Below are 19,781 nucleotides of genomic sequence, written 5' to 3' on the forward strand. Positions count from 1 at the left end.
AACTGACAAGTTCACCGTTTATCCGAGCACGGCCTCGACAGTGGCGACAAAGTCATCGAGCGAGCGGTCGCCGCGAATCTCGATGCGCGGAAGGTCGATGAGATCGCTATGGAGGTCCGCCGGCCCGTGCCTGCGGCCGAAGCCTACTCGATAGCCGCACTCCCTAGCCAGCCGGCCAAGCCGTCGGTCGGTGACGGAGAAGGGGGCCGCGAACGCCCTGGTTGGCCGGCCGGTCCAGCGTTCGATGAACAGACGAGAGCGCAGGAGCTCGGCGGCCAGGTCAGCGCTCGACAGACCATCTATGGCGCGATGCGTCGCCATGTGGCTGCCGAAGAAGGCGCCTTCGGCAGCGAGGCGTCGCACCGTCCCGGCGCCCATAAGCGGCGTCGGCGGACCGATGTCGGTGTCCCACTTTGCACTTTCGCCCACCAGGTCCGTCACCAGGAACACTTCCGCGTTCAGGTCGTTGGCGCGCAAGATCGGCCAGGCATGGTCGGCGAAGTTCTGGAAGCCGTCATCGAAGGTGATGAGCACCGGGCGGCCGACGAAAGGCTGACGGTTGGCGATGGATGCTTCCAGCTGCTCGGAGCCAATGGCGTGAAAGCCATTGGCGCGCAGCCATCCCATCTGGCTGGCGAATGCGGCGGGCGTGAGCCGAAAGCGAGCGAGCGCGGCCGGACCTTCATCGGCAACGCCGTGATACATGAGGACAGGGATATGCTGGCGCTGCTCGTTACGTGCGACGTCGCGGCGCAAGGCTCGCGCCCCACCCCAGACGATATTTCGCGCGACGCCGATTTCGATGGGCGCGCGGATCGGCACATGATCGATCACCGGGTCCGTCGCCACATCGCCCGGCGATAGGCGGCGGAAGCGGTCTATGCGGTAGAGCTCGGTCTGGATCGATTGCTCGAGCACCAGGCCTTCGGTCGCTGCCAGCGTCTCGGAGATCGCCTGGGCACCGAATGTGTTCCAGTCGAAGCCCGTCTTTTCGACATTGTCACGCAGCACGAATGCGTGTGCGCTGATGAAACTACCGCCAGGCGCCAACGCCTCGGCGAATTTCTTGGCGATGCGCCGCAACTCGGCGAGATCGTCCAGATAGTAGAGCACCTCCGAACAGAAGATCAGATCCATCTCACCCGGCAGCGTGTCGGCAGCGAAATCGAGTACGCCGAACTCGACATTCGCCTGATTGTTGCATCGGGCGCGGGCTCGCTCGATGGCTATGGCGGAGATGTCGGTTGCGGTCAGATGGCCCACGCGCGGCGCCAGCTGCCGCGTGAAATGGCCCTCCGCACAGGCCAGCTCAAGCGCCCGGCCGATGGGACCGGCAGGCAGGATCTCGATCTGCCGCTCATATTTTTCCTGCTCATAGAGCGAGCTGTAGTTCCAGGGATCCTCGGTCGCGAAATAGCTGTTCCAGAACGCCGTGCGATCCTCGTCGTGCTTGTCCGCGACCCGTGCGCGGCGCGGCGTAACAGGCTCTGACGGTTCAGCGCTCGACCGAACCAGGTCATGCGCCTGTGCGGCCAATTGCGCGAGTTTGCCGAAGTGGCTGTCCTGATCGGGCTCGCTTCCCGCCATGGCAAACGATACCTCGGCTGCAGGCGTGTTTGACGTGGTCGCGCCGGCGCCCTTTTGCGGTCCAGGCGATCCTCCCGCAAGCCGCTCAGCAGGCACTACATCCAGGATCAATTCAATCCAATGATCGCTCGTCACCGTCCCGAGTGCACCGAACTGCACGACAGCCTCGATCCGGCCATCCAGCATCAGATGGGCATAGATCTGATCGATGCCTTCCGGCAGTTCGGTCGCGGTCGGATTGCGAGCGTCGACGCGAATTCCGAGCGTTCGCGCCAGCCTGCGCGGCGTGGCAAGATCGTCGGGTTCGAGAAGCATTTGCTCAAGCTGGTACTGGACGCGGCGAGCCGCTGCGGGATTGTCCCAGATCTTGCCGAGTTCGATGATCAACGCGGTGGTTGCGCTGCCGAACCTCGCCCATCCGGCAGCCAATTGCGCCGGCACCGACAGGCTTCCTGCCATGAGGCCATCGAAGATTACCTTGGCAATCTCATGCGCCCACTTGCGTCCCGCCGGGAGTGCGCGCAGGGGCTGCGGGTTGATCAAGCGCGAGCCTGAGCCGCATTCGGACGCGGCGTTCCGCAACGCCAGCCAAGCAAGCGCTTCAGATGCGGTGCCGCCTTTCGCCGAAATTGAACCCGAGGGATTGTGCGCCACGCCGTCTTACCTGCGCCTGGTTCTGAGGGAGAACAAGTGTTCCGCAACGCGCTTACATCGCCGGTCTGGAAAAAGCAAAAGGCGCCCCGAAAGGCGCCTCTTCATCGCTTGATTCCCCTAGAGGAAACTGGAGCGGGTGAAGCGATTCGAACGCTCGACCCCAACCTTGGCAAGGTTGTGCTCTACCCCTGAGCTACACCCGCTCACACGGCCCTTTGGCCGCAAGCCGGGCCTATATGGCTGAAGAGCGCGGCGATTGCAACAGGGAAATGACGGGCTTTTTGGTCGCGCCAAATCGCTTGGCGGAACCTTGTCGGCCACGCGGGTGGTTCATCGACTTCCCGCATGACGGTCTTGTCTCGGCGGCATCATTGGCCGTAAACGGCTTTGCCGCGCGCCGATACAGGGAAAGACCACCAATGCCGAAGACCGAAGCCGAGCTTTTCGCCTTTCTTGCCGATCTCGGCATATCAGTGTCGACCGTGCGCCATCCGCCGCTCTATACGGTGGCCGATTCGCAGTCGCTGCGCGGCGAGATACCGGGCGGGCACACGAAAAATCTGTTTCTCAAGGACAAGAAGGACAATTTCTTCCTGGTCAGCGTCGGCGAGGAGGCGGTCGTCGACCTGAAGCAGATCCACACGATGATCGGCGCCGCCGGCCGGGTGTCGTTCGGCAAGCCGGAGATGCTGATGGAGCTGCTCGGTGTCATTCCGGGCGCGGTCACCGTGTTCGGGCTGATCAACGACACCGAAAGACGGGTCAAAGTGGTGCTCGACCAGGATTTGATAGCACATGCGACAGTCAACGCGCATCCGCTGACCAATGAGGCGACGACGTCGATCGCGTCCGCCGACCTCATCAGATTCGTCGAGGCAACCGGACATGATGCTGCTATCTTGAAAGTCTCGGCTTGATCGCCACATGGATGGCGAAAACTGACCTCTAGTTAAGGACGTCGCGCTGCTCCGCTGGGCGCGATCGGAAGGGCGACGACATGAGCGACAACAACAATCCGTTTGGCGGCCAATTCGGCGGCAATTCTGGCCAGTACACCACGTCCGTGCAATATGGCGGCGCCGAGCCGGCCAAGTCGGCACTTGGCCCGACACCCGGCGCAGCACCTGCCGCTGGCGAGCTGATCAAGGACACCACGACCGCCACTTTCGCCGCCGACGTCATCCAGGAATCGCGCAAACAGCCGGTACTGGTCGATTTCTGGGCGCCGTGGTGCGGGCCCTGCAAGCAGCTCACGCCGCTTCTGGAAAAGGCGGTCAAGGCCGCCGGCGGCAAGGTCAAGCTGGTCAAAATGAACATTGACGATCATCCCTCGATCGCCGGCCAGCTCGGCATCCAGTCGATCCCGGCGGTCATCGCCTTCAAGGACGGCCAGCCTGTCGACGGCTTCATGGGCGCCATCCCCGAGAGCCAGATCGCCGAGTTCATCACCAAGGTCGGCGGCAAGGGCAATGGCGCGCCGCCGGTGGCCGAAGCACTGGCCGCGGCGGCGGAAGCGCATGCGGCGGGCGATGCGCAGACCGCAGCCGACATTTACGACGCCATCCTGGCGCAAGCGCCGGAGACGATCGAGGCGATTGCCGGGCTGGGCGAGCTTCTGTTCGAGGCCGGCGACAGCGACGGCGCCGAGGCGCTGCTGGCAACGGCGCCGGAGGCCAAGAAAAATGCGCCGGCACTTGCCGCGCTGCGTGCCAAGATGACGCTGGCTGCGGAAGCGGCAGCACTTGGCAATCCAGCTGAATTCGAGCAGCGACTGGCCGCCAATCCCGGCGACCACCAGGCGCGTTTCGACCTCGCCATGATCCAGAACGCCAGGGGCGAGCGCCATGCGGCGGCCGACAATCTTCTGGCGATTATAAAAGCCGACCGGACGTGGAACGAGGACGGCGCCAGGGCGCAGCTGCTGAAACTGTTCGAGGCCTGGGGCATGACCGACGAGGCGACGCTGGCGGCACGGCGCAAATTGTCGTCGCTGCTGTTTTCCTGAGCCGTTTGCCGGCCAAATTGCCGGGGCGTGGCTGTCGGGCCTTGCGGTCGGCGGCCGCCGCGCCAGATTAGGCCGATAACATCGCGCCCGAAGCGGGTCGGAGGAGTGAAGGTGCAGGTCGGAAACGCATTTTACCGGGTCGGCAAGGATCTGCCGGCAACCATTCCGGTGTTTCCGCTTGCCGGCGCGCTGCTGCTGCCGGGCGGGCGCATGCCGCTCAACATCTTCGAGCCGCGCTACCTGCAGATGGTGGATGAGGCGATCGCCGGCGCGCGGCTGATCGGCATCGTCCAGCCCAGCCTCAATGGCGCGTTGCGCGCCGACGGGGAGCCGGAACTGTGCAATGTCGGCTGCGCCGGGCGCATCATCTCGATGGCCGAGAGCGGCGACGGCCGCTATCTGGTTTCGCTGCAGGGCGTCTGCCGTTTCCGCATCACCAGCGAATTGCCGGTGAAGACGCCTTTCCGGCAATGCAAGCTGGCGCCGTTCCTCACCGATCTTGCCGAAGACCAGGCGGCAAGCGAGGTCGACCGGCCGGCGCTGTTGAAAGCGTTTCGCGCTTATCTGCAGGCCAACGATCTCGAAGCCGATTGGGAAAGCGTCAGCCGCGCCGAGAACACCATGCTGGTCAATGCGCTGTCGATGATGGCGCCCTACGGACCGGCCGAGAAACAGGCGCTGCTGGAGGCGCCCGACCTGAAAGCCCGCGCGGAGACGCTGATCGCCATCACCGAAATGGCGCTGGCGCGCGAGAATGAGGACTTTGGCTCCAGCCTGCAATAAGGGCTGAGCCGATGGCTGAAGGGGGATCCAATGGCTGCGGATGGGCGTGACGGCAAGTCGGTCAATGTCGATCCAAAATTGCTGGAGCTGCTGGCCTGCCCGCTGACCAAGGGGCCGCTGGCCTGGGACCCGGTGCGCGGCGAGTTGATCTCGCGGATCGCCAAGCTCGCTTATCCCGTGCGCGACGGCATCCCGATCATGCTGCCCTCGGAGGCGCGGACGATTTCGGCGGAAGACGTGCTGTCGCCGCCGCGATTGGGTGGGCCGGGCTGAGGGACCAGGGGTGGTTCAAACGGACCTCAGCCTAAGAAGCCATTCTGTTGGCGATCCTTCGCGCCCCCCTCTGCCCTTGCCGGCATTAATGTCATGGGCTCCCGACCGCCCTGCACTTGCCCTACTGAAAATTCCGCCCCTTGGGCATGACCCTTTCAGCTTTGTCCGAGAGGGTGGCAATGTCGGGCCGGGCAGCCGGCGTCATCTCTTCCAGCAGCACCGTCAGCCACGGTGTCAAATCCTCGATCTTTTCGGCGACGATGTGGATGACGTCGGATTCCGACTGCAGCTTGCCGGTGACCTTGACGAAGCGCGCGCCCATGACGATGGGCCGGAAACGGGTAAAGGTCCGCTCCCAGAAAATGACGTTGGCGACGGCCTTGTCGTCTTCTAGCGTCAGGAAGATCGCATTGCCCTTGCCGGGCCGCTGCCGCACCAGCACCAGGCCGGCGACCGAGACCCGCCTGCCGTCGCGCACCGAGCCGAGATTGGCATTGGGAATGACGCCGGCGCGGTCGAGCCGCTCGCGCAGAAAGGCGACCGGATGCGCCTTCAGCGACAGGCCGAGCGCGCGGTAGTCGTGGATGACGTGCTCGCCGAGCGGCATTGTCGGCAGTTTTGTCTCGGGCTCGAGTTCGCGCAGCCGGATCGCCGGCTGGTCGAACAGCGGCAGCCGTTCGGCGGCGCTCTTGCCATCCAGCGCGCGCACCGCCCACAAGGCTTCACGACGATCGAGGCCGAGTGAGCGGAAGGCGTCAGCCTGCGCCAGTCTTTCGATTTCGCCGACATCGAGGCCCGAGCGCAGCCAGACATCCCTGACGCTTGTATAGCCGGCGCCGCGCCGCGCGGTGAAAGCTTCCATACGCTTCTCGGCCAAGCCCTTGATCTGACGGAAGCCAAGCCGGACGGCGTACCGGGTCTTGATGACACCGCGCATTTCGGCATGGCGCGCCAGGATGCGGCCCGGATCGAATTGGGCTTTCTCCAGGGTGCAGTCCCAGTCGGAAAAATTGACGTCGACGTCGCGGATGTCGACGCCATGGTCGCGCGCGTCGCGCACCAGCTGGGCCGGCTGGTAAAACCCCATCGGCTGCGAATTCAGGATCGCGGCGCAGAACACGTCGGGATAAAAGGTTTTGAACCAGCAGGAGGCATAGACGAGCAAAGCGAAGGAGGCGGCGTGGCTTTCGGGAAAGCCGTATTCGCCGAAGCCTTCGATCTGCTTGAAGCAGCGCTCGGCGAAGTCCTTGGTGTATCCCTTGCCGACCATGCCGTCGATCATGCGCTGGCGGTAATTGCCGATGGTGCCGGTGCGCTTGAAGGTGGCCATGGCGCGGCGTAGTTCGTCGGCTTCGCCGGGTTTGAAACCACCGGCGACGATTGCAATATTCATCGCCTGTTCCTGAAACAGCGGCACGCCGAGTGTCTTCTTGAGAATAGCCTCCAGCTCTGGCTTTTGATATTCAGCCGCTTCCTTGCCCTGCCGACGGCGCAGATAGGGGTGCACCATGTCGCCCTGGATCGGGCCGGGCCGCACGATCGCCACCTCGATGACCAGGTCGTAGAATTCGCGCGGGCTTAGACGCGGCAGCATCGACATCTGCGCGCGCGATTCGATCTGGAAGACGCCGAGCGTGTCGGCGCGGCAGATCATGTCGTACACGTTGTTCTCTTCCGGCGGCAGGGTGGCCAGCACATAGGGTCGGCCGTAATCATCCCGGGCCTTCGGATAATGGTCGGTGAGCAAGGTGAAGGCGCGCTTCAGGCAGGTCAGCATGCCAAGCGCTAGAATATCCACCTTCAGGATCTTCACCGCGTCGAGATCGTCCTTATCCCACTCGACCATCTTGCGCGCCTCCATCGCCGTCTTGACGATGGGGACGATCTCGTCGAGCCGGTCGCGGGTAATGACGAAGCCGCCGACATGCTGCGACAGATGCCGGGGAAAGCCCATGATCTCGTTGGCGTGGGCGATCACATGCCTGGTCGAGGTCTCGTTGCGGTCGAGGCCGCCGGCATGGGCCTCCTTCTCGCCGAGCTCCGAGGTCGACCAGCCCCAGATCGAACTGGAGAGCGCACTGCGGACATCGTCCGACAGGCCCATGGCCTTGGCCACCTCGCGCAGCGCCGAGCGGCCGCGATAGCTGATGACGGCGGCCGCCAGCGCGGTGCGCTTGGCGCTGTATTTGGAGTAGATGTACTGGATCACCTCCTCACGCCGCTCATGCTCGAAGTCGACGTCGATGTCGGGCGGCTCGTTGCGTTCCTCGGAAATGAAGCGCTCGAACAACGTGTCGATGCGCTCGGGGCCGACCTCGGTGATGCCGATGCAGTAGCAGACGATCGAGTTGGCGGCCGAGCCTCTGCCCTGGCACAGAATGCCCTCATTGCGGGCGAACTGGACGATGTCGTAAACGGTCAGGAAATAGCGCGCATAATTCAGACGCTCGATCAGAGCGAGCTCCTCACTGATGCGCTGCAAGACGGAAGCGGGGACGCCCGCCGGATAGCGCGTGGCGGCCCCCTCCCTGGCCAGACGCTCTAGCTCGGCCTGCGGCCCAAGCCCTGATTGCGTCGGCTCGTCGGGATAATTGTACTGGAGGTCGCTGAGCGAGAAGGTCAGTTCGCCGGCAAAGCGCAGCGTCTCGGCCAGCGCCCGTGGATGGGGGCGGAAGAGACGGGCCATTTCCAGCGGCGGCTTCAGATGGCGCTCGGCGTTGGCCGTCAGCTCCACCCCGACCTCGGCGACCGGCAAATTGAGGCGGATGGCGGTGAGCACATCTTGCAGCGAGCGGCGCTCGGCGCTGTGATAAAGCACGTCGTTGGTCGCCATCAGCGGCACGCCGACGATGTCCGCCATGCCCGCCGCCTGCTCGATGCGGAAACGGTCATTGCCGCGATAATCCGGCGCCATGCCTAGCCGCAAATTAGCGCCGAAACGGTCTTTCAGTTGACGGACCAATGCCAGGGGATCGTCGGCATTCGCCGAGAGATCCGGCAGCACCGCCAGCGACAGCAGGTCGCCCCATTCGAGCAGGTCGCTGCGCTGGAGAAGGGTCGCGCCCTTCTCGTTTTCATCGCGCAAATTGGCTTGCGTCAGCATGCGGCAGAGATGGCCCCAGCCCTTGCGGTTCTGCGGATAGGCGAGAATGTCCGGCGTGCCGTCGCCGAACACCAGGCGGCAACCGGGGTGATAGGCGAGCTTCTCGACCTTGGCCTGCTGCCAGGCGCGCACGACGCCGGCCACCGTGTTGCGGTCTGCCAGTCCGATCGAGGAAAAGCCGAGGAATTTGGCCGCCACCACCAGCTCCTCCGGCTTGGAGGCGCCGCGCAGGAAGGAGAAGTTCGACTGGATGCCGAATTCCGCATAGGGGATGACGGTCAGCGCGTTCATGCGAAGACCCCATGCATGAACCAGCGCGGCGGCACCTGCGGGTTGCCATAGAGGCCTTGCCGGTAGAGCCAGTAGCGGCGGCCGTCGGCATCCTCGATCCGGAAATAGTCACGCGTCGATGTGAGCGGATCGCTTGACGTTTCACGCCACCATTCCGGCGCGATGCGTTCCGGCCCCTCGGCGCGCGCGACCCGGTAGAGCGCGCGGCGCCAGCGGAAATTCATCGGCGGACCCTCAGGCATTTCGGTGGCCGGCACCTCGATCGGCTCGGGCGAACGGAACAGCCGGATCGGCCGTTCCGGCGGGAAGATGGTTGCGCGCGGCGCGTCTTTCGAGCCCGGCTTCCTGAGCGGTGTTTTGCGTTGTGGCGCTTCCGAGAACGGGATGGTGGCGATGGCGCGCTCCGGCAGATGGCTCTCGAGGGCGACCGGTTTCAGCACCGCACTGTCGCCGAGCCTGGCGCGGATGCGGTCGGCAAAGAGTGCCATGTCGGCGCCGTCATCCTCGGCCTCGCCGGTCAAATCGGCCTGCTGCATGTCGAAGCCGGCGGCCGCCAGCACCGAAAGCCGAACCAGGTCGAAGCCGTAGCCGGCATCGATGTCCTGTTCGAGCGCGGCCAGCCGCTCATGGAACAGGCGCTGGATCAGCTTCGGTTCGCGCAGCGGACGCGAGGTGCCGACAGCGATGCGGCTGACGGCGCCGTCGACGCGAAACAACAGCAGCGCCAGCATCCTTGCGCCCTCGCCGCGGCGTTCGAGATCGGCCTTCAGCGTCACCGCCAGCAAGAGCACCAGCCGTTCGATCTCGGCGGTCAGCACGACCGGCTCGGCCAGGTGGCGTTCGACCGAAAGCGAGGCCACCGGCAGGCGCGGCGATACCGCCTCGTCGAGGCGGCCGAGCGCCTGGTCAAGACGCAACAGCAAGGTCGCGCCGAAACGGCGGGCGAGCGGCGCTCGCGGCGCTGCCATGACCGCGCCGGCGGTGCGCAGACCGACGCTTTCCAGGCTGGCGCGGATATCGGCCTCGATGCGCAGTGCGGCCAGCGGCAAGGGGGCGAGCAGCGCTTCCTCCTCGCCGGAGACAACGATGCGGTCGCCGCAAAAGCGCGCTGCCGCCCAGGCTGCACCCGGCGTCGCGGCCAACCCGGCGCGGACATCGAAACCCTGCTGGAAAAACCGCGCAAGGATGTCGTCCAGCATGGCGCGCTCGCCGCCGAACAGGTGGGTACAGCCGGTGACGTCGAGATAAAGCCCGTCGACGCCGTCAAGCGCCACCAGCGGCGTATAGCGGTCGCACCAGTCGGCGAGGCCTTCGAGCAGCCGGCGGTCGGCCTCCGGATCGGCCTCGACAATGTCGATCGAGGGATGCATGGCACGGGCGTCGGCAATGCCCATGCCAGGCTTCAGATGCAGCGCCTCAGCCCGCTCGTCGAGGGCCGATATGCGCTGGGCGTTGCGGTCGCGATGGCTGATCACGAGCGGGAAATGATCCGAAGGCCGGGAACGCCACGACCGTCCCAGGCGCTGGCGCAGGATCCGTTCGGCCGCCAGATGCGGGAACCACAGCGACAGAATTCTCTGGCCGTTTTTCGCGGGGCTTTCTTTCTTCGAATGCGTGTTCATCGGGGTTCCACTCCAGTGTGAATTGTCCAGGCAGAGCGGTGCGGCTCTTGCCGATGCTGACGGTGAAGGCAGGGTGGCCGATCGACCCGGCAAGCGGCCCGGCGATCGTCCGGCGCGATGTCGCTGGTGCAGCCGACACGATGAGGCGCACCGGGGCGGCGGTCGGCTCGGCTTCGCCGGCCTGGCGCAGCAGGAATACCGGCCGGCCGGCGTTTTGGGCGCGCGCGTGCAGCCGGCGCGTCGCGGTGAGGTCGAGCCGCTGCGGGCTGCCACGGATTTCGAGGATGATTGCGGCGAGCGCCGTCATCTTGGCGGCCTCCTCGGCTACCCACAGCGCATCGGTGAGTTTCGGCGCCTCGGAAAACAGCAACTGCTCCGGTGCGATACCGAACATGCCCTGCAATCCCCTGGCATAGGGAAAGCCGGCCTCGCGAAAAATCTCCGACGTGCCGATCCACAGCACGGGCAAGGGCTGGCCCTTGAGGATCAGGCTGACAAGCGACAGCACAAAGCCTGCGACGGCCCCGGCATTGCGGGTCTCAAGGCCATGGATTTCGCTCAAGGCAGCTTTCGGAAGGCCGCCGCTGAGGGCCGCATCGAGGCGTTCGATGCCGGTGGCCAGGAAAGCATCCGGCGAAGCTGCGGCAAGCCCGCGCCGGATGATGGTAACATCGGAATCGGGTTCAGGCGCGGCGTGGAGACAGCCCTCAGCACGCGCACGAGGTCGCTCGCCGGCCGGCACGGCCAGGCGCTCGGGCAGCGTTCCCTCGATCTTCGCGATCTGGCGGCGCAGGGCAAAAACAGTCTCCCGCGCCACGGCTGATGTCGCCATGACGGTCAATTTCTCTCATAATTGTTCCTGTTATGTTCCTATAGATTCCAGAGGGTGCCGAAAGAGTCAAGCGGAGTCAGAAGGAATTTATTCCTTGATCAAAGGTGGCGAGGCCAACCTTGGACTTTGGTCGCAGCCATTCGGCGCAAAGAAACAGTCATCGGCCAGGTACCCGTCCATTTGCCGAGTCCGGAGGGAAAGCCTATATGCCGGGATCAAAGGACAAAGCATGGCCCGCATCTACAAGACCCGCACCTGGCACGATGAACTCTCGCCCTCGATCGAGGAGATGGAGTTTCTGGCGCTGGAGGCGTACGCGCATCTGCCCGACGATTTCCGCAAGCTGACCGGCGAGATCGTCATCATGATCGCCGAATTCCCGACCGACGAGATCATGGACGATCTGTCGCTGGAGACGCCGTTCGATCTGCTTGGCCTGTTCGAGGGCCGCGGCATCGCCGAGCGCTGGAACCCGCAGACCGGCGAAGGCCCGAACCGCATCACCCTCTACCGCCGCGCCATCCTCGACTACTGGGCCGAGAACGAAGAGACGCTGGGCGACATCGTCACCCACGTGCTGATCCACGAGATCGGCCACCATTTCGGCCTGTCGGATGATGATATGGAGAAAATCGAAGAGGCGGCGGAGTGAGGCTGCGCCGATATTCAGGTGAAGCCGGCCTGCGAACGGCAGCTTCCTGCGCTTCCGGTGCTCGCGTACTTTAAGTACGCTCCGCTCCGGTTCTCGGAAACCACTGTTCTCGGCTCGGCCTGACCTGAATCTCGACACAGCCTGCGTCCGTGCCTGGCAAAGCCTACCAGTCGCTCAGCTTGGTATCCGGCCCGTATTCCTGGCCGTCGATATCCTTCACCACCGCCTGGCCGCAGCGCATCGATTTGGTCTTCTTGTCATAGGCGTAGGTCGGCGAGCCGTACAAATGCCAGCCCTTGTTCAGCGCCGCGGTTACCTTGTGACAGAAGGTGGAATCATCGGGGGCGGACAGAAAGCGGTAGAGTCTCATGGGTCAGGTCCTGTCGTAAGTTCTGTCTTGTAGGGCGGGGTATTCCGAAGCCGGCTTAGGCAATCATGCGCCGATGGCGGCGGCCTTCGCCAGCAATTTCTCGGCCTGCGCCAGATGCAGCCGCTCGACCATCCTGCCGTTCAGAGCAATCACGCCCTTGCCGGCATTTTCCGGCAAGGCGAAGGCATCCTTCACCGCATGCGCCTCGGCGAGAGCTTCGGGCGCGGGCGCAAAGGCGCGGTTGGTGGTTTCGATCTGGGCGGGGTGGATCAGCGTCTTGCCATCGAACCCCATGGCAGCGGCTTCCGTGCATTCGCGCGCAAACGCGTCGAGGTCGCGAAAATCGTTGGAGACGCCGTCGAGCATGTCGATGCTGCCGGCCCGCGCCGCCAGCACCATCTGCATCAGCCAGGGCACAAGATAGCGGCGGTCGGGCGTCGCCAGAATGCCGGTTTCCTTGACCAGATCGTTCGTTCCGGCAACGAAACAAACTAAGCGCGAGGCCGGGTCGCGGCCGAGTTCGGCGATGGCGCCGATGTTGAGCATCGCCTTGGGCGTCTCGATCATCGCCCAGAGCTTGACGCTGTCGGGGGCAAAATTATCGTCGAGCACGTCGCCGACTTCCAGAATGTCGCGCGGCGTGGCGACTTTGGACAACAGGATGCCGTCGGGCTCCAATTTTGCCGCGGCGAGCAGGTCTTCAGTGCCCCATTCGCTGGACAGCGCGTTGACGCGCACGATCATCTCGCAACGCCGCCCATGGTGATTGGCAACTGGCCGGCTGGCGAAGATGCCGGCCAGTTTGTCCCGCGCCGCAATCTTGTCGGCGGGCGCGACGGCGTCTTCGAGGTCGATGATCACGGCGTCGCAGGCCAGCGTCGCGATCTTGGCCAGCGCCTTGTCGTTGGAGGCCGGGACGTAAAGCACCGAGCGGCGCGGGCAGTAGAGTTCGCTTGTCATCGCCGATCTATGCCGCGTGGGGGCGGGTGAGGCAAGAGTGCGGACGACCGGTTCCTGATATCGAGCCAACCGCGAAAGCTTGCGCTTGCCCCGCCCGTCCCGCAGCAGTTGCGGAAGGGGGCCTTTCCTCTCCCCCGTCGATCGGGGGAGAGGTGTCGAGCGAAGCTCGACGGGGGTCGACCCTTGGGCGCAAGGCGAGCAATGCGCTCAGTGCCCTTCCGATGTCCGTTCGCGGCGATTGCCAGGTGGTTCCCCCACTCCGTCTCGGCTTCGCCGAGCCACCTCTCCCCCTCCGGAGGGAGAGGAAAGGAGCCTGGCTGGGACAGCGCCAACGTCCGGAAAGATGGCGGGCAGCGCCCCGGCCGTAAGCGCAGGTCCTGCACGAAAACTGCACATCCCTGCGGAAAACCTCCTCCGCTCCGCCCCGCCGTTTCCATGCGAGCCCGCGACAAGGCGGCATGCAACAGCGAAACCGTTGGTCCTTGCCCTATCGCCTGCGCAGCGAAAGCTGGTGGTTGGTGGATCCGCCCCGGACGGAGGCCCGCCCTTACCTGGAAGCGAGCCTGCTCCCTTTTATCCGCCCACCGGCCGAGCGGACCAAGCCCGTCAGGAAAATCCGCGCATGACATCGTTTGCAAGCTTTTCCAGCCGCTTCGGCATCGCCGTCCTGCTCGTCGCCCTGGCGGATTTTTTCTTCTATGGCCAGCCCGCCGGGATCACTGTCCTGCTGTTTGCCATCCTGATCGCCGGCGCGGTGGTCGCTGTGCATCCTGCCGCGCTGAATTCCACCCGACCCTGGCTCAAGCTGGCCGCTTTGTTCGTCGCGCTGCTGCCGCTGGCCGAGAACGTCAGCCCGCTGTCGGTGGCGATAGCTGTCGTGGCGCTGGTGGTGTTTGCGCTGTCCCTGTCCGGGCGGCTGCGGCACGGCATCGCCCGCATTGCCGGCCAGGTCGCGCTGTTCCTGCTGGCGGCGCCGCTGCGCCTTATCCGTGACTTTTTCCAATGGCGCCGCACGGTGCGCCGGCTTGGCGGCCGCCGCATCCGCCTGGCGTCCATCATCGTCTGGGTGATGCCGGTGACGCTGGGCGCGGTGTTCCTGCTTTTGTTCGGCACCGCCAACCCGGTTATCGAATACTGGCTGTCGCTGATCGACCTGATGAAGCTGCTCGATCTCATCCAGCTGGCGCGGATCGTCTTCTGGCTGCTCGTGCTCGCCGGCGTCTGGGCTTTCCTGCGGCCTCGCCTGCCGCGTTTCCTGCGCCGCCTTCCACCTTTGACGCCGCCTGCAGCCGTGGCCGCACCGGCCGCGACTAAACCAGCGACAACGATCGAGGCCGTCGTCTTCGGCAAGGCCGCGATCCTGCGCGCGCTGATCGTCTTCAACGCCTTGTTTGCGCTGCAGACCGGGCTCGACGCAGCCTATCTCTGGGGTGGGGTCGCCCTGCCGGACGGGTTGAGCTATGCCGCCTATGCCCATCGCGGCGCCTATCCGCTGATCGCCACGGCGCTGCTGGCCGCCGGCTTCGTGCTGGCGGCGCTGCGGCCGGGCAGCGAAACCTCAGGCGATCCGCTGATCCGCCGGCTGGTCTATGCCTGGGTGGCGCAGAACATCGTGCTGGTCATCTCGTCGATTCTCAGGCTCGATCTCTATATCGGCGTCTATGCACTGACCTACTGGCGCATCGCCGCCTTCGTCTGGATGGGGTTGGTGGCGTCAGGGCTTGCACTGATCATTGCCCGCATCGCGCTTGGAAAATCCAACGAATGGCTGCTCTCCGCCAATCTTCTGACGCTATCGGCGACGCTTTATGCCTGCTGCTTCATCAACTTCGCCGCAACGATCGCCAATTTCAATATCGACCATTCCCTTGAAATGACCGGCGACGGCACGCCTATCGATACCGAATATCTGCGCTCGCTCGGCGCTGCCGCCATGCCGGCGCTGGACCGCCTCTACATGCACCAATTCGGAAACCAAACCACCTATCTGGCCGACCAAATGATGATCGACGACACTATCGCCGAGCAGAAGCAGTGGCGCGCCTGGAGCTTTCGCGGCTGGAGGCTCGTGCAGGTTCTCGACAAGAGAGGTCCGCTCGTGCTTCCTCCACCTACCCAGCCCTCGCAACCTTCAGTGCCGGACCGTTAGATCCATGCCGCATCAGATCCTGGTCGCCGACGACGATCCGCACATACGCGAGATCATCTGCTTTGCGCTGGAAAAGGCCGGGATGAAGACGCAGGCCGTGTCCGACGGCGCCGCGGCCCTGCAGGCGATCGAGCGCCGCGTGCCCGATCTCGTCGTGCTCGACATCGGCATGCCGGAGATGGACGGGCTGGAAGTCTGCCGGCGGCTGAGGCAGCGCTCCGACGTGCCGGTTCTGTTCCTGTCCGCGCGCGACGAGGAAATCGACCGCATCCTCGGGCTCGAAATGGGCGGCGACGACTACGTGACGAAACCGTTCAGCCCGCGCGAACTGGTGGCGCGCGTCAACGTCATCCTGCGCCGCGCCCGCCCGGTGGCGCCCGACCCCGCCGACGACAAGAACTTCGCGCATGGCAAGCTCAGCCTGGCGCCGGCCAGCCACGGCGCCAGTTTCGACGGCAAGGCGCTGGCGCTGACGGCGATCGAATTCTCGATCCTCAGGGGATTTCTGGCGCGGCCGGCGCATGTGCTGGGGCGCGATCTGGTGGTGGCCAGCGCCTATGCCGCCAACATCCATGTCGCCGACCGTACCGTCGATAGCCACATCCGCAACATCCGCGCCAAGCTGGCGGCGGCAGGCTGTCTCGACGCCATCGAAACCGTGCATGGCGTCGGTTTCCGGCTTGGCCGATGCGGCGCCTGAGCGACGCCAAATGGATCGGCACCAAATGGCGGCCAAGGCTGGCCACGGTGGTCCTCGCCATCCTCATCATGGTGCTGGCGCTGCCGCTGGTCGGCTTGTTCTTCTTCCGGCTTTATGAAAACCAGCTGATCCGCCAGACCGAGGGCGAGTTGATCGCGCAAGGCGCCGTCATCGCCGCCATCTATGCGCAGAATATCAGTGACGCCGCCATTGCCCCGGAGAAGCTTGGGGTGCCGATGCAGGCTGACAGCGGCGAAGCCAGCCGCGGCGACGACACGCCTTACCAGCCGATCGAGCCTACCCTCGATCTCGCCTCCGACTATTTGCTGCCGACCCGGCCCGCCGGCGTCGCTGCCGCCACCGATCCGGCCTTTGCAGCGATCGGCGCGCGGCTGTCGGGCATTCTCGACACCACGCAGAAAACCACCCTGGCCGGCTTCCGGCTGCTTGACCCGCATGGCGTCGTCATTGCCGGGCGCGACGAGGTCGGCCTGTCGCTGGCCCTTGTAGAGGAGGTGCGCACCGCCCTTACCGGCCACTATGCCAGCGCGCTCAGGCAACGAATTCCCGACCAGCCGCCACCGCCGCTCTATTCGGTCAGCCGCGGCACGAAAGTTCGCGTCTTTGTCGCCATGCCGATCGCGGTCGACGGCCATATCGCCGGCGTGATCTATCTGTCTCGAACGCCGAACAACATCGTCAAGCATCTCTATGGCGAACGCGGCAAGGTGACGCTGGCGGCCATCGCCATGCTGTTCGGCACGCTGCTGATCGCGCTGGTCTTCCTGCGCACCGTGAGCCGGCCGATCTACGCGCTGATGAAGCGCACGAGGCGCATCGCCGCCGGCGACCGCGACGCGATCCGGCCGCTCGACCATCACGGCACGCGCGAAATGGCCGAGCTGTCCGCCGCCTTCCTCGACATGGCGGAAAAGCTGCAGGCGCGCTCCGACTCGATCCAGACCTTTGCCACCCATGTCTCGCACGAGCTCAAATCGCCGCTGACGGCGATCCAGGGCGCGGCCGAACTCTTGCGCGATTCCGGCGAGGCGATGGACGCGGCAGAGCGCAAGCGGTTTTCCGGCAACATCGTCAACGATGCCGGAAGGCTCAATCTGCTGGTACGGCGCCTGCTCGATCTGGCGCGCGCGGAAAACCTGGCGCCGAGCGGCGAAAGCACATCGCTCGATGCGGCGCTGGCATTGCTGCCGGTGGACGGCAGGCTGGCGGTTCGCGTCGAGACGGGCGGCGAAACCGGTCTGCGCATCTCGGCCGAGAATGCGGCGATCGTGCTTGCCAACCTGATCGACAATTCCGCCAGGCACGGCGCGACCCAGGTTTTGCTGGCGGCTGCCAGCGCCGACGGCAAAGTGACGATTGCGATCAGCGATGATGGCGCCGGCATTTCGCCGAGCAACAGGGCGCGCATTTTCGAGCCGTTTTTCACCACGCGGCGCGAGTCCGGCGGCACCGGCATGGGCCTCGGCATCGTGCTGGCCCTCCTGAAAGCGCATGATGGCACGGTCGCGCTGGTTGACTCCGGGCGCGGCACGCGCTTCGAGATTTCCTTGCCAGCCGCGTGAGGGCTGGTGGATCGGAGAACAAAGTGCGCTACGACATCGTCATCATCGGCGGAGCCATCGTCGGCTCCTCGGTCGCCTACTACCTTCGCGAGGAAGGCTTTTCCGGCTCCATCGCGCTGATCGAACGCGACCCGCAATTCGCTCATGCCGCAACGACGCTGTCCATGGCCTCGATCCGTCAGCAATTCTCGATTCCGGAAAATATCCGGCTGTCGCAGTTCACGCTCAACCTGTTCCGGCGGCTGAAGGAGACCTTCGGCACCGACGCCGATATCGGTTTTCGCGAAGGCGGCTATCTCATCCTGGCCGGCGACGCCGGGTTGCCGATCCTGAAAGCCAACCACGAGGCGCAGGTCGCCGAGGGCGCCGACATTCTGCTCGAGGACGCCGACCAGCTGGCAAAGCGCTTTTCATGGCTGTCGACCGAAGGCATCAGCGCCGGCGCCTTCGGCCGTACCGGCGAGGGCTGGTTCGACGCTCATGCCATGTTGACGCTGTTTCGCAAGGCATTGCGTGACAGACAAATAGATTTCATCGCCGCCGATGTCACCGGCATTGAGAGGCAGGGCAACCGCGCCACCGGAGTGGACCTCGACAATGGCGAAAGACTGCAAGCCGGCATCGTCGTCAATGCCGCCGGGCCGAATGCCGGCAGGGTGGCCGGCATGGCGGGACTCGCGCTGCCGGTCGAGCCGCGCAAGCGCAATGTCTTCGTCTTCGAGGCGCGGGAAAAATACGCCGACATGCCGCTGCTGGTCGATCCCTCCGGCATCTATGTCAGGCCGGAAGGCTCGGTCTATCTCACCGGCGGCGCCGAACCGGAGGAGGGCGATGGCCCCGCCGACCCCAGGGATTTCGACGTCGACTGGCCGCTGTTCGAAGAGGTGATCTGGCCCGTGCTGGCAACCCGCATCCCCGCCTTCGAGGCGATCAAGCCGACCCGCGCCTGGGCAGGCCATTACGACTACAACACGCTCGACCAGAACGCCGTGATCGGGCCGCATCCAGAGGTCGGCAATTTCATCTTCGCCAACGGATTTTCCGGCCACGGCCTGCAACAGGCGCCGGCGGTCGGCAAGGCGCTGGCGGAGTTGTTGGTGCATGGCGGGTATCGGACGGTGGATTGCTCGGCGTTTGGGTACGCCAGAGTGGCTGAGGGAAGGGCGTTTCGGGAATTGAACGTGATTTGAGGCGGCAAAAGCTCACTGTCGAGTTCCCGCCCACCCCCTCTGCCCTGCCGGGCATCTCCCCCGCAAGCGGGGAGATTGGCAGCTTCGGCGAAGGCGCCATTCTTGCAACGTCGGCGATTGGCGAAAGCGGTCGCGGCATCTGATCTCCCCCCTTGCGGGGGAGATGGCCGGCAGGCCAGAGGGGGGTGCTGTCCCGCGAGAGTCTAAGCAACCATCGCACTGACAGCCATCGCGTTGCCCAGCGCATGCCCGTTGGCCGTATTGTCAAAAATCCCCCACACCTCGGCGCCGGAATCTGCTGCTGCTTCCACTTGCCGCGCAAACCGGTCGAGCGTTTCGGCATCGTAACCCGAATAGTAGATCCGCGGCGCGCCGTGCCAGCGGAAATAGGCAAGGCCGGGCCAGCCACCTGGCCCTGCTGCCTCCGGAACCGAAGCCGGGTCGGCGGCGACCCGTGCGACCTGGTGACCGGCCAGCAGTGCGTCCGCGGCACCGAACCAGGTGGGATGGCGCGGCTCGCATGCCAGCCTTGCCCGGATACGCCTGCCCAACATGTCGAAGAAGCCGCCGGCGACCTCCGGCTCGAAGGGCAAGCTCGGCGGCAGCTGCACCAGAAGCACGCTCAGCTTTTCGCCGAGACCTTCGACCTGCCCGAGAAAGTCCTCTGTCAGCCCCTCGCAATCGGCGAGGCGATGATCATGGGTCATGTTCTTCGGTGCCTTGACCGCGAAGCGGAAGTGCTCCGGCACGGCGTGCGCCCAGCGCTCATAGGTCTCGCGGCGGTGCGGCTTGTAGAACGTGGTGTCGATCTCGACGGCCGGAAAGCGTTTTCCGTAACGTTCGAGATGCGAACCGGATTGCGGAAAGTCAGCCTTGTATCGAGACGGAATTCCCCAGCCGGCGGTGCCTATCAGAGATCGGCGATTTCCCATCCTGCGGATTTGGACCGGATGAAGCGCGGGTCAAGGGCGACAAAGGAGGCGTTGCTCCGCGGTGTCCTGAACACCGTTCCGCATTGCCGAGAACC

At 64.8% G+C, this 19,781-nt stretch carries 16 protein-coding genes and 1 tRNA gene; 9 read left to right on the forward strand and 8 right to left on the reverse strand.

Annotated elements, in window-relative coordinates; translation table 11 throughout:
* Positions 1-18: 18 nt before the first annotated feature.
* Both ACYG9Y_RS25715 and ACYG9Y_RS25720 read right to left on the reverse strand, forming a co-directional pair.
* The gene (locus ACYG9Y_RS25715; protein ID WP_245260494.1) at positions 19-2,046 is read right to left on the reverse strand and encodes an SAM-dependent methyltransferase; all 2,028 of its coding nucleotides are present in this window, start codon (positions 2,044-2,046) and stop codon (positions 19-21) included.
* A gap of 323 nt (positions 2,047-2,369) precedes the next feature.
* Positions 2,370-2,444 (reverse strand) — tRNA-Gly (locus ACYG9Y_RS25720).
* A 216-nt stretch (positions 2,445-2,660) separates the two neighbouring features.
* Here ACYG9Y_RS25720 and ACYG9Y_RS25725 point away from each other — a divergent pair.
* The 4 genes from ACYG9Y_RS25725 (at position 2,661) to ACYG9Y_RS25740 (ending at position 5,302) form a co-directional block, all read left to right on the forward strand.
* The gene (locus tag ACYG9Y_RS25725) at positions 2,661-3,158 is read left to right on the forward strand and encodes a prolyl-tRNA synthetase associated domain-containing protein (RefSeq protein WP_023672125.1); all 498 of its coding nucleotides are present in this window, start codon (positions 2,661-2,663) and stop codon (positions 3,156-3,158) included.
* Positions 3,159-3,238: 80 nt separating this feature from the next.
* Entirely contained in the window at positions 3,239-4,246 is a 1,008-nt protein-coding gene (gene trxA, locus ACYG9Y_RS25730; protein WP_023736734.1) for a thioredoxin, read from the forward strand.
* A 111-nt stretch (positions 4,247-4,357) separates the two neighbouring features.
* Complete coding sequence (locus tag ACYG9Y_RS25735; RefSeq protein WP_023685086.1) at positions 4,358-5,029, forward strand: LON peptidase substrate-binding domain-containing protein; 672 nt, start codon at positions 4,358-4,360, stop codon at positions 5,027-5,029.
* A gap of 30 nt (positions 5,030-5,059) precedes the next feature.
* Positions 5,060-5,302 (forward strand): Trm112 family protein, encoded by a 243-nt coding sequence (locus ACYG9Y_RS25740; protein WP_023687636.1) that lies wholly within the window; start codon positions 5,060-5,062, stop codon positions 5,300-5,302.
* Between the two features lie 121 nt (positions 5,303-5,423).
* On the opposite strand, the gene ACYG9Y_RS25745 is transcribed toward ACYG9Y_RS25740, so the two are convergent.
* From ACYG9Y_RS25745 to ACYG9Y_RS25755, 3 genes are read right to left on the reverse strand one after another with little or no spacing between them, the layout of a single operon-like run.
* Entirely contained in the window at positions 5,424-8,696 is a 3,273-nt protein-coding gene (locus ACYG9Y_RS25745) for an error-prone DNA polymerase (RefSeq protein ID WP_023740132.1), read from the reverse strand.
* A complete protein-coding gene (locus tag ACYG9Y_RS25750) occupies positions 8,693-10,171 on the reverse strand; it encodes a DUF6504 family protein (RefSeq protein WP_023740131.1) in 1,479 nt (492 codons plus the stop codon). Before ACYG9Y_RS25750 ends, ACYG9Y_RS25745 begins: the two co-directional genes overlap by 4 nt.
* On the reverse strand, positions 10,113-11,150 hold the full coding sequence (locus ACYG9Y_RS25755) for an ImuA family protein (protein WP_023740130.1): 1,038 nt from the start codon (positions 11,148-11,150) through the stop codon (positions 10,113-10,115). Before ACYG9Y_RS25755 ends, ACYG9Y_RS25750 begins: the two co-directional genes overlap by 59 nt.
* Before the next feature lie 229 nt (positions 11,151-11,379).
* On the opposite strand from ACYG9Y_RS25755, the gene ACYG9Y_RS25760 reads away from it, so the two are divergent.
* Positions 11,380-11,802 (forward strand): metallopeptidase family protein, encoded by a 423-nt coding sequence (locus ACYG9Y_RS25760; RefSeq protein ID WP_023702572.1) that lies wholly within the window; start codon positions 11,380-11,382, stop codon positions 11,800-11,802.
* Between the two features lie 163 nt (positions 11,803-11,965).
* Here the strand turns inward: ACYG9Y_RS25760 and ACYG9Y_RS25765 are convergent, their stop codons facing one another.
* Positions 11,966-12,172, reverse strand: coding sequence for a DUF1737 domain-containing protein (locus tag ACYG9Y_RS25765; RefSeq protein WP_023673921.1), 207 nt, complete (start codon positions 12,170-12,172; stop codon positions 11,966-11,968).
* A gap of 63 nt (positions 12,173-12,235) precedes the next feature.
* Positions 12,236-13,132, reverse strand: a complete 897-nt coding sequence (locus tag ACYG9Y_RS25770; protein WP_023740129.1) for an HpcH/HpaI aldolase/citrate lyase family protein — start codon at positions 13,130-13,132, stop codon at positions 12,236-12,238.
* A gap of 622 nt (positions 13,133-13,754) precedes the next feature.
* Here ACYG9Y_RS25770 and ACYG9Y_RS25775 point away from each other — a divergent pair.
* Genes ACYG9Y_RS25775 through ACYG9Y_RS25790 form a run of 4 tightly spaced genes read left to right on the forward strand, consistent with a single transcriptional unit; the run spans position 13,755 to position 18,754 of the window.
* A complete protein-coding gene (locus ACYG9Y_RS25775; RefSeq protein WP_023740128.1) occupies positions 13,755-15,281 on the forward strand; it encodes a DUF4153 domain-containing protein in 1,527 nt (508 codons plus the stop codon).
* A gap of 4 nt (positions 15,282-15,285) precedes the next feature.
* Positions 15,286-15,981 carry a response regulator transcription factor gene (locus tag ACYG9Y_RS25780; RefSeq protein WP_023736741.1) on the forward strand — a complete coding sequence of 232 codons (696 nt, stop codon included), beginning with the start codon at positions 15,286-15,288 and terminating at the stop codon, positions 15,979-15,981.
* Complete coding sequence (locus ACYG9Y_RS25785) at positions 15,969-17,564, forward strand: sensor histidine kinase (RefSeq protein WP_023740127.1); 1,596 nt, start codon at positions 15,969-15,971, stop codon at positions 17,562-17,564. Before ACYG9Y_RS25780 ends, ACYG9Y_RS25785 begins: the two co-directional genes overlap by 13 nt.
* A gap of 23 nt (positions 17,565-17,587) precedes the next feature.
* A complete protein-coding gene (locus tag ACYG9Y_RS25790) occupies positions 17,588-18,754 on the forward strand; it encodes an NAD(P)/FAD-dependent oxidoreductase (protein WP_023740126.1) in 1,167 nt (388 codons plus the stop codon).
* Between the two features lie 203 nt (positions 18,755-18,957).
* Here ACYG9Y_RS25790 and ACYG9Y_RS25795 read toward each other — a convergent pair whose 3' ends face one another.
* Positions 18,958-19,686 (reverse strand): DUF72 domain-containing protein, encoded by a 729-nt coding sequence (locus ACYG9Y_RS25795; RefSeq protein WP_023740125.1) that lies wholly within the window; start codon positions 19,684-19,686, stop codon positions 18,958-18,960.
* Between the last annotated feature and the right edge of the window lie 95 nt (positions 19,687-19,781).

It is taken from the genome of Mesorhizobium sp. W050, from assembly GCF_054719535.1.

Excerpts from the sequence above, each read along its gene's own strand:
- ACYG9Y_RS25715 (WP_245260494.1), bottom strand. The coding sequence starts at position 2,046 with ATGGCAGGAAGCCTGTCGGTGCCGGCGCAATTGGCTGCCGGATGGGCG.
- ACYG9Y_RS25725 (WP_023672125.1), top strand. The coding sequence starts at position 2,661 with ATGCCGAAGACCGAAGCCGAGCTTTTCGCCTTTCTTGCCGATCTCGGC.
- trxA (WP_023736734.1), top strand. The coding sequence starts at position 3,239 with ATGAGCGACAACAACAATCCGTTTGGCGGCCAATTCGGCGGCAATTCT.
- ACYG9Y_RS25740 (WP_023687636.1), top strand. The coding sequence starts at position 5,060 with ATGGCTGCGGATGGGCGTGACGGCAAGTCGGTCAATGTCGATCCAAAA.
- ACYG9Y_RS25745 (WP_023740132.1), bottom strand. The coding sequence starts at position 8,696 with ATGAACGCGCTGACCGTCATCCCCTATGCGGAATTCGGCATCCAGTCG.
- ACYG9Y_RS25755 (WP_023740130.1), bottom strand. The coding sequence starts at position 11,150 with ATGGCGACATCAGCCGTGGCGCGGGAGACTGTTTTTGCCCTGCGCCGC.
- ACYG9Y_RS25760 (WP_023702572.1), top strand. The coding sequence starts at position 11,380 with ATGGCCCGCATCTACAAGACCCGCACCTGGCACGATGAACTCTCGCCC.
- ACYG9Y_RS25765 (WP_023673921.1), bottom strand. The coding sequence starts at position 12,172 with ATGAGACTCTACCGCTTTCTGTCCGCCCCCGATGATTCCACCTTCTGT.
- ACYG9Y_RS25770 (WP_023740129.1), bottom strand. The coding sequence starts at position 13,132 with ATGACAAGCGAACTCTACTGCCCGCGCCGCTCGGTGCTTTACGTCCCG.
- ACYG9Y_RS25775 (WP_023740128.1), top strand. The coding sequence starts at position 13,755 with ATGACATCGTTTGCAAGCTTTTCCAGCCGCTTCGGCATCGCCGTCCTG.
- ACYG9Y_RS25780 (WP_023736741.1), top strand. The coding sequence starts at position 15,286 with ATGCCGCATCAGATCCTGGTCGCCGACGACGATCCGCACATACGCGAG.
- ACYG9Y_RS25785 (WP_023740127.1), top strand. The coding sequence starts at position 15,969 with ATGCGGCGCCTGAGCGACGCCAAATGGATCGGCACCAAATGGCGGCCA.
- ACYG9Y_RS25795 (WP_023740125.1), bottom strand. The coding sequence starts at position 19,686 with ATGGGAAATCGCCGATCTCTGATAGGCACCGCCGGCTGGGGAATTCCG.